Source organism: Microvirga sp. GN3, from assembly GCF_055792825.1.
Window position 1 is genome coordinate 1 of the sequence record NZ_JBVVAK010000173.1, and the last position, 14,945, is coordinate 14,945.

12 protein-coding genes and 3 pseudogenes are annotated in these 14,945 nt (G+C 60.7%); 4 read left to right on the top strand and 11 right to left on the bottom strand.

The window, feature by feature from the left end:
• Positions 1 to 2,258, top strand: a 2,258-nt coding sequence (locus tag ACS5Q1_RS40490; protein ID WP_473103526.1) for a spermidine synthase, incomplete at its 5' end; no start/stop codon positions are given.
• Between the two features lie 127 nt (positions 2,259 to 2,385).
• Positions 2,386 to 3,375 carry an IS5 family transposase gene (locus ACS5Q1_RS40495; protein ID WP_473103527.1) on the top strand — a complete coding sequence of 330 codons (990 nt, stop codon included), beginning with the start codon at positions 2,386 to 2,388 and terminating at the stop codon, positions 3,373 to 3,375.
• Positions 3,376 to 3,544: 169 nt separating this feature from the next.
• On the opposite strand, the gene ACS5Q1_RS40500 is transcribed toward ACS5Q1_RS40495, so the two are convergent.
• The 8 genes and pseudogenes from ACS5Q1_RS40500 to ACS5Q1_RS40535 form a co-directional block, all read right to left on the bottom strand.
• Complete coding sequence (locus tag ACS5Q1_RS40500) at positions 3,545 to 3,901, bottom strand: lysozyme inhibitor LprI family protein (RefSeq protein ID WP_473103528.1); 357 nt, start codon at positions 3,899 to 3,901, stop codon at positions 3,545 to 3,547.
• Between the two features lie 223 nt (positions 3,902 to 4,124).
• A complete protein-coding gene (locus ACS5Q1_RS40505; protein WP_473103529.1) occupies positions 4,125 to 4,358 on the bottom strand; it encodes a GcrA family cell cycle regulator in 234 nt (77 codons plus the stop codon).
• A gap of 182 nt (positions 4,359 to 4,540) precedes the next feature.
• Positions 4,541 to 4,864: a hypothetical protein gene (locus tag ACS5Q1_RS40510; RefSeq protein WP_473103530.1), complete on the bottom strand. Its 324-nt coding sequence runs from the start codon at positions 4,862 to 4,864 to the stop codon at positions 4,541 to 4,543.
• Positions 4,865 to 5,445: 581 nt separating this feature from the next.
• Positions 5,446 to 5,580, bottom strand: a pseudogene (locus ACS5Q1_RS40515) (Tn3 family transposase); the annotation flags it as partial.
• Positions 5,581 to 5,861: 281 nt separating this feature from the next.
• On the bottom strand, positions 5,862 to 6,173 hold the full coding sequence (locus ACS5Q1_RS40520) for a hypothetical protein (protein ID WP_473103531.1): 312 nt from the start codon (positions 6,171 to 6,173) through the stop codon (positions 5,862 to 5,864).
• A 373-nt stretch (positions 6,174 to 6,546) separates the two neighbouring features.
• Complete coding sequence (locus ACS5Q1_RS40525) at positions 6,547 to 7,290, bottom strand: sigma-70 family RNA polymerase sigma factor (RefSeq protein WP_473103532.1); 744 nt, start codon at positions 7,288 to 7,290, stop codon at positions 6,547 to 6,549.
• A 500-nt stretch (positions 7,291 to 7,790) separates the two neighbouring features.
• The gene (locus ACS5Q1_RS40530) at positions 7,791 to 8,708 is read right to left on the bottom strand and encodes a PAS domain S-box protein (RefSeq protein WP_473103533.1); all 918 of its coding nucleotides are present in this window, start codon (positions 8,706 to 8,708) and stop codon (positions 7,791 to 7,793) included.
• Positions 8,709 to 9,295: 587 nt separating this feature from the next.
• The gene (locus ACS5Q1_RS40535) at positions 9,296 to 10,318 is read right to left on the bottom strand and encodes an IS110 family RNA-guided transposase (protein ID WP_473103534.1); all 1,023 of its coding nucleotides are present in this window, start codon (positions 10,316 to 10,318) and stop codon (positions 9,296 to 9,298) included.
• 266 nt (positions 10,319 to 10,584) lie between these two features.
• On the opposite strand from ACS5Q1_RS40535, the gene ACS5Q1_RS40540 reads away from it, so the two are divergent.
• Positions 10,585 to 10,752: a hypothetical protein gene (locus ACS5Q1_RS40540; protein WP_473103535.1), complete on the top strand. Its 168-nt coding sequence runs from the start codon at positions 10,585 to 10,587 to the stop codon at positions 10,750 to 10,752.
• A 118-nt stretch (positions 10,753 to 10,870) separates the two neighbouring features.
• Here the strand turns inward: ACS5Q1_RS40540 and ACS5Q1_RS40545 are convergent, their stop codons facing one another.
• The 3 genes and pseudogenes from ACS5Q1_RS40545 to ACS5Q1_RS40555 all read right to left on the bottom strand — a co-directional run bounded on the left by ACS5Q1_RS40545 (position 10,871) and on the right by ACS5Q1_RS40555 (position 13,507).
• Complete coding sequence (locus ACS5Q1_RS40545) at positions 10,871 to 11,854, bottom strand: ABC transporter substrate-binding protein (protein WP_473103536.1); 984 nt, start codon at positions 11,852 to 11,854, stop codon at positions 10,871 to 10,873.
• A gap of 147 nt (positions 11,855 to 12,001) precedes the next feature.
• Positions 12,002 to 12,763 (bottom strand): annotated as a pseudogene (locus ACS5Q1_RS40550) (transposase family protein); the annotation flags it as partial.
• 45 nt (positions 12,764 to 12,808) lie between these two features.
• Positions 12,809 to 13,507 (bottom strand): IS6 family transposase, encoded by a 699-nt coding sequence (locus ACS5Q1_RS40555; RefSeq protein ID WP_473103537.1) that lies wholly within the window; start codon positions 13,505 to 13,507, stop codon positions 12,809 to 12,811.
• Between the two features lie 65 nt (positions 13,508 to 13,572).
• Here ACS5Q1_RS40555 and ACS5Q1_RS40560 point away from each other — a divergent pair.
• Positions 13,573 to 13,776 (top strand): annotated as a pseudogene (locus tag ACS5Q1_RS40560) (transposase); the annotation flags it as partial.
• Between the last annotated feature and the right edge of the window lie 1,169 nt (positions 13,777 to 14,945).

Genomic DNA, 14,945 nt, shown 5'->3' on the forward strand with positions numbered 1-14,945 from the left:
TCACCGGCTGCGCCGTCCTGTTCGCGGTCTCCACTGTCGGGGGCTTTGCGCTCGCACAGCGGGTGCCGTTCAATCCACTCGAGGTGATTTGGGATGTTCACCAGCAGCTTCATCTGGCGCGGATTTGCCTGTTGCTAGCCTTGCCCTTTTTCGCCTCCGGTGCCGCGATCGGGCTGGCGTTCACCCAGGGCAGCGAACGGATCGCCGCGATCTATCGCGCGGATCTGCTCGGCGCCGGTGCCGGTGCGCTGCTGATTGTCGCCCTGCTGTACGTGCTTCCACCGCAGGATTGCTTGCGGATCATTGGCGGGCTGGGCTTCGTTGCGGCGGCATTGATCGCATGGGACAGGGGCGCTCGCCGTTCGGCTGCTGCGTTGGCTGCCCTTGCGGTAATCTCGTCGGCTGCCTGGCCGCCGTCATGGCTGCAGCTCCAGCCCTCACCGTACAAGGGTTTGGGCGTAGCCTTGACCGCCCCCGATGCCCATGTCCTGGCGCAGCGGTCTAGTCCGCTGGGGCTGCTGACGGTGGTCGAAAGCCCGGTTGTTTCGTTCCGTTATACTCCCGGGCTCAGCCTCGGCGCCACGTCGGAGCCGCCACCGCAGCTGGGTGTCTTCACGGATGCCGAAGCGCTGACCGTCATCACCCGATTGACGGGCGACAAGAGTGCGCTCGACTATCTCGATCAGCAGATCACAGCACTGCCGTACCACCTCCTCAAGATGCCACGCACGCTCATCCTCGGGGCGGGAGGAGGCGCCGACGTGCTAAGCGCCCTGTACCATGACGCAACGCACATCGATGCCGTTGAGCTCAACCCCGACCTGATCGACTTGGTGCGGGGGCCATTCTCGGCTTTGGCCGGCGGGCTCTATCAGCGCGAAGGTGTCACAGTGCATATCGCCGAAGCCCGCAGCTTTGTCGAGGCGAGTAGGCGGCGTTGGGATTTGATCCAGCTGGCACTCCTCGATTCGTTCACAGCGGCAGCGGCCGGTGTTCAGGCGCTTGGGGAAAGTCCACTCTACACGGTGGAAGCGCTTCGGGCCTATTACGGGCATCTCGCCCCCGGCGGGCTGCTGGCCATCACGCGCTGGCTGCTCACGCCGCCCCGCGATGCCATCAAGCTGTTCGCCACTGCCGCTGTGGCTCTCGAGCAAAGGGGTGTCTCATCCCCCGGCGCTCAGCTGGCGATGATCCATAGCTGGAACACGGCAACACTTCTGATGAAGAACGGGCCGTTCAATGCCGCCGAGATCGCCGCGATCCGGGCTTTCGCCGAAGCCCGTTCCTTCGACGTGGCTTGGTACCCGGGCATGGTCGAGGCGGAGGCGAACCGGTTCAACCAAGGGGCCGAGCCGTATCTGTACCGCGCCGCCGTGGCGCTGCTTGGCCCGGCGCGGGAGCGCTTCCTGAACGACTACAAGTTCTACATCACCCCGGCGACCGATGACCGGCCCTACTTTTTCCGCTCGTTCAAATGGGCGCTGCTGCCCGAGCTCATGGCTCAACGCGCTCAAGGCGGGTTGGCCCAAGTGGATGCGGGCTATCTGGTCGTGCTCGCCACACTCCTGCAATCAATGATCGCGAGCCTGCTCCTCATTCTCTTGCCGCTGGCGGCATTGCGCGCCAAACATCGGTCTCGCGGGCCTGGAGCCATGGCACGGTGGCAGATTGTGCTTTACTTTTTGGCTCTCGGCTTTGGTTTTATGTTCATCGAAATCAGCTTCATTCAACGCTTTACATTGTTCCTTGGCCATCCCCTTGCGGCGATTGCGGTGGTCTTAGCCGCCTTCCTGGTCTTTGCTGGTCTTGGCAGTGGCACCGCGGCACCCCTCGCTTTGCGTCGACGAGCGGTCATCGTGGTTGCTGTGGCAGGCATCATCGCATTCGCCGGGATCTATCTGATTGGATTACCTGTCCTGCTGCCGAGCCTTGTCAGCTTGCCCGCTCCACTGAAGACGGTGATCACCCTTGTGCTGATCGCGCCCCTGGGCTTCGCGATGGGTCTCCCATTTCCACTGGGCTTGGAGCGGGTATCCGCAGAGGCCCCTGACCTGGTGCCATGGGCTTGGGGTATCAATGGCTGCACCTCGGTGGTCGGGGCTGTCCTCGCGAGTATCCTTGCAATGCACATCGGCTTTACTCTCGTTGTTTGCATCGCGCTCGCGCTCTATGCTGTTGCGGCACTGACGTTCATGACCGGAACACCTCGAACTCTCAAAGAGACCGTGTCAGGCTCTGATGCCTCAGGAGCCCCGTAGGGCAACACGACCTACAGCGGGACGACAAGGCAGATCCCTCACTCATGCAGGACAGCGTTGGTGCACGGATCGTTTAGCGGTCAGGATGTAGTCGGCCGTCGATCGAAATAGCCGCTCTGTCCCAGTCATGCCTTTCAAACACAATGCTGCCCGCCGTCATCGTATCGGCAAGATGAAGTTCAAGGTGACGAACTGGCCGGAGTATGAGGCGGGCCTTCGCCAACGAGGCAGCCTGACGCTGTGGATCGCGCCCGAGGCGCTGTCGCTGTGGCAAGCGGCGAAGCGGACGACGCGCGGCGGCCAACAGCGGTATTCCGATCTGGCGATCGAGACCACTTTGATGCTGGGGATGGTGTTCGGCCTGCGGCTGCGCCAGACGGAGGGCTTGCTGGCATCGGTGCTTGAGTTGATGGGATTGGATCTCGCCGTGCCTGATCACACCACCCTCCGCCGGCGAGCATGGACCTGGCAATCACCTGAAGGACGGCAGGGTCACCGGATTCCAGGAGAAGGGCCTGTTCACATCCTCAGCGACAGCACCGGGCTCCAAGTCTACGGCGCCGGCCCATGGCGGGAGGAAAAGCACGGCGCCAGGTCGCGGAGGGGATGGCGCAAGCTGCATCTGGCGCTGGCTGCCGACAGCGGCGAGATCATCGCCCATATCATGACCGATCAGGACACCGGCGACGCCACACAGGTGGAGCCGCTGCTCGACCAGATCGACCTCCCGATCGGCCAGTTCACCGCCGATGGCGCCTATGACGGCAAACCGGCCTACGACGCCGTCACCAGCCACAGCCCCGATGCGGCGGTCGTCATTCCGCCGCGGGTCAACGCCGTCGATCGGTCGAATATCGAACCGCCCAGCCAGCGGGACCGCCATATTGCGACGATCAACACCGATGGCCGGATGACATGGCAAGCCGTCACCGGTTACGGCAAGCGGTCTCTGGTCGAGACCGCGATCGGCCGAGACAAGGCTGTCATCGGGAGACGGCTGAGGGCGCGGTCGTTCGGCGCCCAGCGGACAGAGGTCGCCCTCGGCTGCGCCGTTCTCAATCGCATGCTGGCATGCGCACGCCCGAAATCCGTCCGTTGCAAGTCAGCCGCAGTGTAGGAAGCGGCATCGAAGGACCATGATCCGCAAAATTCACGATCCTGCACCAGCGCCCCGATCGATCAAAATGCCTACCCTTAAACACTGCTGCCTTCGCTACTGTGACCGCAGTCTCAGTAGCTGAAACTCTGAAACGAAAAGTTTGCGACAGGTCCCTCGTCGGCTGTGGTCAGAATGGTCCCCGCTTGGCGAGCGCCTCAAATCCATTCCGCAGCTGGCGGATCCGGTCGTCATAAGCCTTGCTCACGCAGGCACGATCATCTCCGCAGTTGGCCCGCCGTTTGAGCCAGGCGGCCTGCTCATCCTCCATGTCGCCGCGGGCGCCCATGCCAAGAAGCGGCTTGAGCTGGGTGTAGAGGACGGACATCTCGACGTCCGCATCATTGAGCTTGCGATCGGCGCAAATGGTCTTCTCATCGGCTGCTTCGGCCTTGGCACAGTCAAAGCTGGCAGCTTGGGTGGGCTGCCAGGCCGCCGACAGCAAGAGGGTGGAGAGCGCGGTGAGGTAGAGAGAGTTCCTGGTCATCGGATTATCCTCGAAAACCTGTCTGTCGGGAAAACAGCCCCAGTCGGCAGAGGCTCCCGATCTAAGGGGTCTAATTTCGACCAGGGTTAACAGAGAGTGAGGGGGCTGTTCCTGAGAAGATTCTAGGTCGGAACTCGCTGGACCAGTACTTGCCGGCTGGGCTCGCGCATCTGGCAGGGCAGCTCCACCGGATATCGATCTAGGCATGCTTCTTTTACGGCTGTTATCCAATCCCCGGAAGGATGAACGCCTTCCTGGTTTTTGATCCGTCGGGCTGCGGCCTCGTATAGACGAGCCGCCTATGCCAAGGACACCAGCTGGATCCGTCAAGGGTCGGGGCACCGCAGAAGATCGCTTCGGTTTCATCAGAGACAACATAGCGGCATTGCTGCGCCCGCAGCTTGAAGAGCGTGGTTCTGTCTTGAGGGGAAGGCTCAGGGATTTCGACTTCGGGCATGGGATACTCAGCAACAGTGACCTGACTCCTAAAGACCTAGGGCTCCATGTGTTCCCTGCGCGCACCAGGTGCACGGTCCCAAAGAGATCCCGCTCGATCCTGACGCTGTAGAAGCGCCGAATGCCCTGTCCCGGGTCGATCCGGTGCAGCACCCGTGGTGTTTGACGGGCGAGCCGAGTTCGTCAGGCATTGCGGGAGTAGATCAGCACGCTGGCTTCCTGGCAGAAGGCATAAGCCTTTGGAGCACCATTCGGATCGTACCAGAGAACCACGGTAGGACAGTGCAGGAGCTCTGTGAGTTGAGCCTCCCATCGCTCACGCTCGAAAAAGTAGAGAGTGAGTGGATCGCCGATCCCAATTCCCCTGATGGTAAGGGCGAGTTCAATAACCCTTGCGGCTCGGGAATCGTCCTTGGCATGGGGTCCGCACAACCAAACCTCCACGATGCCGTCCGTTCGCTCGGCCCATTCAGCGATCAAGTGTTGCTGCTCCACCGTCAAGGACATCTGTTTCTCCTCCCGGCCTCTCAGAACCTGGCTATGTCCTCTCCTCAACCGCCCTCGGCCCTGCCGAAAAACCCTTTTTTGCTTCTCCCAGGTACTGTTGGATTGGATTCTGGGCTCAGAGGCTGCTGGGGGAATGCCGATTCTTCTTCCTTCTTTGAATCATTTGCCCGTGGGGTCGGTTTCTTTGAACCCTATACCCTTTGACCCTTGAGGGCCGTTCCTCTGCTCTACCCGCTTGATCCAACGCTGCCATTCCCGGGAGACGATGCGGACCACGTTGGGGAGGTTCTTTTGATCCTCGCGGCGCCGTTCTTGGACGGTGAGCAGGACCCTAGCAGCAGCCAGCCTCATGGTGTTCGGTGCCGTCGTGCGGCTAATCCCAGCCCGTGCCGAAATCTCCCCAAGGGTGCGGTCACAGTGGGGTTGCGTGGGAGTTTCTGCAGGATTGTACGCTAAGGGTTCTGGAACCGGGCTGGATCAAACCGGCTCATGCCGGCTCATGCGCAAAGGTCGGAAGCGTTCACGCGCGGCCGCTCAATCTCGGACCAGAGATAGTCGGCTGTGAGTGCGATGTGATCCTACTGGACCGGCGCCACATGTGGGAGGAGCCCGTCCGGGAGCCTGATGCCCTGCTCGCGCACGTATCCCACGGCTCGGGCGAGATAGGTCGTGTTCCAAAGGATGATGGCGTTCACCACCAGATTGAGACCGGATGCTCCGCCGCCCAGGGGCATGTCTGACATGATGGAATGGACCTCGCAGGGCTCCTGCGACGTGTGTCTGTCACATGTGGATCTGACGTGTGGGCAACTGGATGAGTGACCTCGACTCTGATCGTCGTGCACGGATCAAGGACACCGAGAGTGAGCTCGGCCGGCTCGCGAAGCAGGCCGTCATGATCCTGGTCTCCACTTTGACACTCGCCGCGATGACGTACTCAATCCTAATGCAGGTACGTCCTTAAGGCCCTTGCCAGTTCATCTTGTTACCCTGCCGCCTACTCTGTCGGCGAACGATGCGCGTGAACGCCTCCTGCCTCCGGCTCTCCTGCGTTCCATTTCGCGATAGGCTGCTTCGGAAAGGTCAGCCGGACCTGGACGGTTCTTCTGGCAGCCAAGCGATCAAGTCTGTCGTTGATCACCTGGACGGCCTCCGGGTCCATGCCCCGGATTTGCCCGAGTTGGGGAGCCACGGTCTTGAGTTGTTCGAGGCTAGTAATCTTCGCAGCCTCCAGCGCTTTCCAGGCGCTGATGGGCAGGAGCAGACCGTCGAAGGGATCATTCGGGTTCTGAGACAGGGTTCGGGGCATTGGCACGCCTCCTGGCTGTTGATGAGGGATTGGAGGATGCGGTATGGGGCATTGGCCCAAGACGTTTCCGTGCATGCTTTGTGCCCTTTGCTGCGAGGGCTTCTCAGCCTGACCGCATCACCGATCCCGATAGCCTTGTCGCCTCTTGGTCTGCGACCTGTCCCATCAAGGCGCTTCTTCGAAAACTCGTTGCGGCTCACACCCCTGGCGCGGCCTCTGATCTGAAAGAAGAACTGGGGCATAACAATTAGCTTTTGCTCCGCATCAGTCCGGCCAAACACCAGCGGTGCGGTCCCCGCAGGATGAGGAGGCACGAAGAACCGCCTATGTTACTCGGCCCTGCATTGTCGGTGCTCCCTGCGCTTGGCTGCGCTCACATTTCCGTAGGGGGAGATCTGACAATGCCATCCTCATCAGCGAGCCTCATCAGTTCGGCCAGACAGTTCCGGGCCCGGTTGACCCGGCTCTTGATGGTGCCGATGGCACATCCGAGAGTTTGGGCCGCTTCCTCATAGGACAGTCCGTCCGCACCCACGAGCAGGATCGCCTCACGCTGACCTTCGGGCAGTTTGTGGAGTGCTGCCGCAAGATCATGGATCATGATCCTGTCTTCCTGGTCCGGCAGGGCAATCATGGTGGCGGCATAGGATCCATCCCCATCCTCGACCTCGCGCAGTGACTTGCGGTGTGCCGAGAAGAACAGGTTGCGCAGGATGGTGAAGAGCCAAGCCTGTAGATTCGTGCCGGCCTTGAACTGTGGCTGCTTGGAGATAGCTCTCAGCACCGTCTCCTGCACGAGATCTTCAGCCTGATCGGCATCCCGCGTCAGTGAGATTGCGAACGCCCGGAGCGACCTCATGCTGGCCAGAACTTCATCAGCAAACGCTCGGTCGATCGGCTCCGTGCGGGCGCGGATAACTTCAGTCAATCGATTGAGGCGCCGGGTGAGGCGGTACGGGAGCTTGTCTTCAGCCGGGTTGCCATACCAGTCTCGGAGTTGCTGCCCGAGATGGGCCCGAACGCTCCTGTCCAGGATCGCACGGGCCGACGAACTCACGCGGCGGAGGGGCGGCCGTCTCTGCCGAATATCGGAAGTAAAGTTCGACAGCGTCGCCATCGTCATTCTCCTGGAAACCGAACTCCTGAACGATGCGGTGACCCATCCTGTGTCTGGGCGGGAGGCCGCCACTGGCGTGTTGATCGTCACAACGCGCAATACCGCCTCGGCCCGCGGGCAGCCCGCGAGGCGTCATCAGGCACGCGCTGTCACCAAGTTGATGCCTCGCCGGGCGCGCTGCATCGGCGCTGCCGGTGGCGCAGCAGGTTTTTCGTCAGCCCGGGCTTGGGATGTCGCGCACCGTGTTCTTGATGCCGCCGATAGTGTTCTATGCCCGGCCGGCCGTCGTCTCGGTAGCCCCTTCAGCCTGGGTCTTGCTGTCGCCTGTGATCGTGCCAAGGGGCCCCTTGACGGAGCCCTTGGTCCTCTTTGCGCGGCCTGCAACCCGATCCTCGTCAATGTTAGCCTCTGGGTTAGGATGATGCACACACGATACCCGGTACGTTGACCGTGTTATCATGGCGACTAACCCATTCAAATCATTAAAGTTCATCAATTTTTCAGCGGTTATTTCGCACTACTTGACCTAGTTTTCCTGCCCCTCTTTTTTGCGTCTTCGGGAGCTTGGCTGCGACACCCTCAGCCCCAATGCCGCGCTCCCTGGCCCAAACGACCAGGGCGCTGCGGCGGTGGATCCCAAGTTTCTGATACAAGGAAGCGATGTGATTGCGCACCGTGTTGCGGGCGAGCTTGAGTTCTGTTGCAATTTCAGGGTCGTTCTTGCCCTGGCAGACGCGGGTGAGCACCTCACGCTCCCGTGCCGTCAGATCAGCCACGCTTGCGGCGGCCTGAGCCGGTGACTGTCCCGGCCGGGGCGGGTGGCGCATGGCAGCAAGCTTCTCCACCACGCCGCGGCTGAACCAGGACGCATCCGCCATCACCGCCTCGATCGCCTCGACGAGTTCCTCCTCCGAACGCCTGCGGGCGGTGATGTCCTGGAACGAGCACAGGATGCACGCACGATCGCTCAAGGTGATGAGCTCGGCTGACACCAGGCAGGCAAGCTCTTCGCCGTTCTTCACCCGCAGGCGGGCTTCAAAATCCCTGATGGTGCCGGTTCTGGCGAGCTCCGTTTCAAACTGGTGGCGTTTCCCGTCATCAACCCAGAGGCCGAGGTCATCTGTCGGGTACCCGACCACGTCCTGGGCGTGATAGCCCAGGACCTTCGTGAAGGAATCGTTGACCTCAACCAGCCGATGATCGTCGGCGGTGCTGATCGTGGTGGGCACCGGGGCGAGACGGAAGGCCTTGGCAAAACGTTCCTCGGAATGGCGCAAGGCCGTCTCAGCCTTTCGGCGCGGCTCCAGGTCAGCGAAGGTGAACAGCATGCAACGGACGTCGCCGATCTCGATCGGCTGGCCTGCCACCACCACTTGCCGTCCGCCGGGATCACTTGGCACCGTAAGACAGGCTTCCATCGGCATCGTCAACTTAACTGAGTAAAGGCCGTCTTCTGGCATTTTCAGCCATTCCCCGGTGCGTCTAAGCTATTGAAAATGCGTGACCCGCTCCGGACCTAAACCCTAGAAAGGGGAAGTAAAAGCGTTAAGTTGACGGTGCCCCGATTACTGTTCCGGAACTGTCGTGTACCCGACTGACGAAGTAGAATTGTCCGGGTACAGAGATCCTACCGACCGTTATTTTGCCCCTACGGGTCGGCTCCTGGAGCGCCCCTGGAAGAGAGGGCGCTTCTCTTTTTTGGGCGTGTTGGTCAAGCGCAGGAAATCGCCCCGGATAGCAAGCTCCAGGCTCTGACAATGAATGCACAGGGGCACATCAGCCATTCAGAGGCTGCCGCGTGACGTTCATGAGTTCCCGCCAGGGGTCTGGCTTCTCTTCGAAGTCGGCACCAGGCCGCTTCATGATCGGGTCGGACGGAGAGGCCTCTCAATCTTTCTTGCGAACTGACCAGAGGACTGGGGTTCAGCGCCCGTTCGAGAAGGCCTGCCCACCCGTCCCTGCACGGGACCTCGTCCGCTGGGCAGCGCAGAACTCGTATCCAGGCTCAGGCGGCGGCCTGCCAGCGATAAGGTACGTTGTCGACCCACATCCGGTGCAGGATCGCCGCCAAGCGCCGAGCCACTGCCACGATCGCCTTGGGCATTCCTCGGCGCTTGGCCACTTCCAGCCCCCACTCCCGCAGGGGCGACGACTTCTTCGATATCCGCAGCAGCACACCAGCCGCTTCGACCAAAGCCCAGCGAATGCCTGGATCACCGCACTTGGAGATCTCTCTCCCCTGGTCGATCTCTCTCGATTGGTAGCGCGTTGGCGTCAGTCCGAAGTGAGCAGGCACCGATCGGGATCGCGCGAATCTGGCCGGCTCATCGACGCCAGCACGGAAACTCAAGGCAACCATGGATCCGACGCCGGGAGCCGTCATGAGAAGCTGACAAACCTCGTCGGCCTCCGCCATTTGCTCCATGGCTTTATGCAAGCGCTGATACTGCTCTCTCAGGACGCGGCGAATCTCCAGCAGGGGTTCGATCATCACCCGCAGATGAGGAGACTGCTTCAAGAGGTCGAGAATGCGCTGCTCGAACTTGAGGCGGGAAACGATGCCCACCTTGAGGCCGAAGTTGCGCAGCAGACCACGAAGATTGTTCTCGGCATCCACAATCTTGGTTTGGACAAATCGGCGCGCCGTCAGAAGCATCCGGATCCCCTGGCTTCGGATGGTTTTGACATGCACGGGCTTGTAGAGCCCCACCCGCATCATTTGGGCGATACCTCGCGCATCGTTGCGATCGGTCTTGTTGATCTGGGCCGATAAGGCAGCCTTCATATGCCGGGTCTCACCGCAGATGACCGGGTGCCCCGCGGCTGCCAACCCACTGTAGAGCCATTGCGAGAGCGGGCCGGCCTCGAGGCCGACCCGTTTGTAATGATCGCTGATGGTATGGAGCAGTGCCCCGATCGCATCCGGTTCGGTCTCGACCTTGCTTTCCTTCAGGATCCTGCCGGTGGCATCCATGGTGCAGACACTGGTAGTGCGGACGGAGACATCGAGGCCGACGAACAGATCCATGGCGGGGCTCCTTGATCAGTTAAGCTTCAGGAGCCTGCCCGGAGATTGATATCCTGTCACTCCCATGCCGGGAGCGCCGCGGGAGCCCCAATCATCCGATCTTTCTTTTTGCAGGCCCAGATTTTCAGGAAAATTAGCCTCGCGCTCCGAGCGGTTCCATACTGCGGGTTCTGCGAAATTCACGGATTATCTTCTTAGGCGCGTGCGGGGGTGCTAAATGCGGGGGTGCTAAATAAGTCTAGATGTAAACTATTTCCTGGTGGACCGTGCCACCCCACAATCCCAACTTGGACGAGCAGCGCCGCAAGGCTGATGCGGCTCAAGCACGACTGGCCCGCTACGAGAAATTGAGCCGTATCGCCCTGCTCTTGGTCCTGCTCCTGGCCATTGGTCTTCTTGCTCTGGTGGTCAGCCATCTCCGGACCCAGCCGTAGTCACCAGAAGCCATCTAAAGCTTCATTCCATAAAGGCGCTTCTGCGAATTTGCGAATTTCGCTGAAGGCCGGTTATGGAACTAGGACGTGCGGCCTATGGATTGACCGCATCCGTTCCTTACTCGACGACCTCGTCGGCTGCTGCGAGGACCGCTGATGGGATGGACAGGCCAAGTCTCTTGGCGGTGAGAAGATTGATCGCAAGGGTGTAGCGTGTCGGCGCCTGAACCGGGAGATCACGAGGCTTTGCCCCTCTGAGGATGCGGTCGATGTAAACCGCAAGCGCTTGGGAGTAGCCTTCGGTCGGGCCATACGCAATCAAGCCTCCCGTGGCCGCGGCATAGCGGTACCCGTAGATTGCCGGGACCCGATGGCGATTGGCCAAATCGATGATCTGGCTTTCGTAGCCCCAGTTGAACTCGTCCGGCAGGACCAGAAGGGCCCCATGAGGCTCCGAGGCGAGCGCGGCCACGATGGGCTCGACCCCGGAAAAGTCCCGCGCGTAGGCAAGGATCGGCTCGATCTGGAGGGAGGCCGCCGTTGCTTCGAACTCGCGGACAAAGGGCGAGGACCGGTTTGGCGTCGTCTCCGGGTTGAACAAGATCGCGACACGCCTGAGCTGGGGATCGAGTTCCTTCAGGAGCTGCACCCACTTGCCCGCGAGGGAGGACTCGAAGGTGGTAAAGCCGGTGGCGTTGCCGCCCGGACGGGTGAGGTTGCTGACGATGCCGTTTCCTACGGGATCCGCCACGCTGAAGAAGACGATCGGGAGGGTGCGGGTTTCTGCCAGAACCGCCAGGGTTGCCGGCGTTCCGTTGGTGACGATGAGATCAGGCCGGGTGGCGACGAGTTCCTTGGCGATCCTCGGCAACTGATCAAGGTGCGTCGGGACATGCATGTCCGCTCGGACGTTGCCGCCCCTTCCCCTTGTCCATCCGAGCGGCTGAAGGTGCTCCGCGACATCCGCCCAGTTGTACGTGCTGGTTCTGAGACCCTCGATCCACCCAATGCGCCGCACCCGATCGGAAGTCTGTGCAGCCCCTGTCGACGGACGCAGGAGGGAAAGTGAGCCAAGAAGCAGGATGATGTCGCGCCGCCTCATACGGCCACCTCCCGAGGAGGAAGGGGGCGAGACTATCACATGGACTTCCGCTCGAACACACCAAGGAGGTCTCTCGGGCGGTGCAACTCCACTCCATTGTGGCAACCAAGTTGAAATGTCGCGTGAGGCGCAAAGCGAAACTGTCAGTCAGGTCGGGTGAGACGGAGCCTGGGGCGGCGGTGCGCAGACTGTCCGATCGGAGCGCCGACGGCCCAGGCGTTTGGGTTTGGGCTGGAACTGGGCGACCTGGGCGAGGCGATCCACGCGGTCTTTCATCAGGCCGGCCTTCTGACTTGAACGGCGGGGCCCGGCCCCAACGCCTGACGGAATGGGCCGGGCGTCCTGCCGCTCCTTGATCCAGGCCAGCACCTCGCCCAGCCGCTTGTTCTCGACAATCGCGGCATGATTGACCCGCTGCAGCTTGTCGAACACCGCATAGGCCAGCGACAGCCCTTTCCAGCGGATCTCCAGCCGCCCGTCGGGAAAGTCAAAGATCTCCACCGTCTGACCCACGAGCCGCGCCGTGATCTCAGTCGGATGCAGCGTGAACTTCATCCGGTTGTAGTGCACCACCAACTGCCGGGAGACCCGCCGCGTCTCGCGCCAGCACAGGATGTCGCCGAGATCGTTCATCCCCTCCAGCGGCCGGTGCAGATCCCGATCCCGCGCCGGCGGCCGGGCGAACTTGCTGTTGTAGCTCGCGATGAAGCCGGGCAGAAACGCATTGGCCGCCTCCCGATCGCTGATGCCGGCCAGCCGCAGCTCCTTGACCAGCCGATCCTGCAAGGTCGCATGCGCCCGCTCGACCCGTCCCTTGGCCTGACTGGAGTTGGCACAGATAATCTCGATATTGAGCTCTGCCAGCGCCCGGCCGAACTGGGTCATGCCATCGCCACTGGTTCTGTTGCGAATTTTCGATGAGGGCAGAAAGTGGGCTATTCCATCCTGCAGGCCTCACGCAGCTAGGATGTTAAACTGCTCGGCGAGGGATAGCGGCGAACTGTGGGCGTACTTCGCCTGTCCTTTGCGCATCATGCGCACGATCTCGATGCCGTGCAGGATTGCACGAGCGCTGCTAACGGACTTGAACCCGAGCATCGGCCGGACCCGCCGCTTGATAGCCCGATGATCCTGCTCGATGCGATTGTTGAGGTCGGCACTTTGGCGGATGCGGATCGGTTTCAGACGCCGCCTTGACCGATCTTGGAGCCGACTTGCCGTATCACAGGCCAGAATGGCTTCCCGGTTGGTCTGGCTGCCGTCGATCATAATCCGCTCAGGCCGGCCATGCCGCTTGAGTGCCTTGCTCAGGAACCGCTTGGCGGCCGTCAGGTTCCGCCGCTCGCTGAACCAGAATTCGACCGCGTCGCCGTTGCTGTCGATGGCCCGATAGAGATACATCCAGCGCCCGCGCACCTTGATGTAAGTTTCGTCGATATGCCACCTGCCGGTGACGGCGCGCTTGCGAAGATTGAATTGCTCGAGCAGGAGCGGAGCATAGTGGACGGTCCAGCGATGAATGGTCGCGTGATCAACAGAGATGCCGCGCTCAGTCATCATCTCCTCAAGATCGCGCAGGCTCAGATTGTAAGCCAGATACCATCGGACGCACAGCAAGATCACCGAGTGATCGAAATGACGGCCTTTGAACATCTTGCGCCTCCGGAGCTGACCGGAGGCGTAGACGGAATCGAGTTACTAGACGGTTTGCGACGGATCCCGCCTGGTTCCTGTTTCTACCTGCTTATTCGCCCGATCTTAATCCAATTGAACAGGCCTTCGCCAAGATCAAAGCGCACTTGCGCAAGGCCGAGGCCCGAACGTTCGACGCGCTCTGGCGAGCGCTCAGTGACATCTGCGATTTGTTTGAGCCGCAAGAATGTTGGAACTTCCTCAAGGCCGCCGGATATGCGTCTGTTTAACCGTCCGATGCGCAACAAGCACAAACGCACTCTCGGTGTTTTCACCCGGAGTGCGTTAGCTTTAGATGGGATGCCCCGGTGATGTGATCGCACGGGACTTCTTCATAGGTCCCATATCTTCTTCACCAGCGACGACCGTAGTGCTCACGCCGCTCCCAGTATGGGCGCTCATGATGACGACGCCACCAGGGACGTGCCCAAGGCGGGGAACCATAGCCGCGACGCCAATAGGGACGATCATAATAGCGCCGTGGCGGGCCTCCGTACCGGCGCTCGTAACGCGGCGGGTCGTAGTACTGGATGTGCTGCAGCGAAACGCCAGCAGCGTCAGCGACAACTGCAGGACTTGCTAGAGGACTCGCGGATGTCGACTGTGATGCAAGACCAGCGGCAGCGAGCGCAAGAGCTAAGACCACTTTCTTCAACATGTTACCTCCCGAGGCGATGCGCTGAGATTGCGCTCTTGGGAGTGAACTCGCTCTGAATGTCGACCTGTCTAAGCGTTCATCTTTCCTCATGCCCTCCAAGCACAAAACCTACACCCGACACGATGGCTGTCTCATGATCGAAGTAAGTCCAACCTCTACGTCGAAGAGAGCATCGCTGAGCGGCTCGGATTGTTGCGATAACCGCCTAAGCGAAGAAATAATGGCCAGTTATGCTGATAACTCCTACAGCCGCCAAGAATAGAGTAAGCCACACTGGGCAATGATGGGTACAGTCCTCTGCGTCGAGGCGTGGATCGATATCGAGGTTCTGGTGCTTGCTCATATCCACGTTCACAGCTGGCTGGGGTGGTTAATTCCCCTTAATCATTTCTAGCCTCGGACATGATGTCAAAGCATAGAGGCTAAGACTTAAGACTGATACCTGAGTAAGCTTAACAATAACGAGCAGCGCTACATGCCCTAGCCTCTGAATCCGAACCCAAGCCACCGAAAGCCTTGCAGAGAGGCTGGGGCTCTTACGGTAGAAGTTGACTGGATCCTGGATTGAACTCCAGATTACCCGCGGGACTGGCTGGGGTGCGGGATGGAGCCTAGAGAGTCGTCCGTGAAGAATCCCGATCTCGTTGAGACGATTGGGATATCGGGCGCATCACCGCCTTCGATTGCGCAGGATTGCGCCCCAACAGCAGTGGATTTCCTGCGTTTTCCGTTGCCGCTCTG